The 422-nt window shown below is 57.1% G+C and carries 1 protein-coding gene; it reads right to left on the bottom strand.

Translation table 11 applies throughout. The annotated features are described in order from the left end of the window. The coding region (locus EOA28_RS38280) for a succinylglutamate desuccinylase/aspartoacylase family protein (protein WP_245501720.1) at positions 1–411 on the bottom strand (411 nt) is incomplete at its 3' end. Positions 412–422 lie beyond the last annotated feature (11 nt).

Below are 422 nucleotides of genomic sequence, written 5' to 3'. Positions count from 1 at the left end.
ATCCAACACCGAGCAGCGAGGTTCGAAGATGCCCGGTGCAGGCGATTTCAACTCGTCGGACGGATGCGTTTCGAGCGTTTGGCCGGACTTCTGTTGACGGAACGTTGGATACTTGGCTTTACCCTCGACCAACCCGAGCGCGATGAGCGCGTTGCGTACTCCAGCCTCGTAGATGCCGAGATTATCCGCGCCGACCGTGCCGCCGCCGAATTCAGCGCACACAAAAACCTTGCCCTGCTCCTGGGCCAGGATATCGAACATTCCAGCCGTGTCGTTGTAATCCCAGACCAATGACAAGGGCAATTTAAACGCTTCCGCCATTCTCACCGTCCTGGCCATAAGATCGAGATCGGCAATGGGGTGCGTCGTGGCCGCCGGTGGAAAATCCCACGTTGGTCCGAAGCTGTGCAAATCAAATACAG

Origin of the sequence: Mesorhizobium sp. M2A.F.Ca.ET.067.02.1.1 (genome assembly GCF_004023285.1) — a bacterium.
Lineage (GTDB): Bacteria > Pseudomonadota > Alphaproteobacteria > Rhizobiales > Rhizobiaceae > Mesorhizobium.
This window is presented reverse-complemented; position numbering and strand designations above follow the sequence as displayed.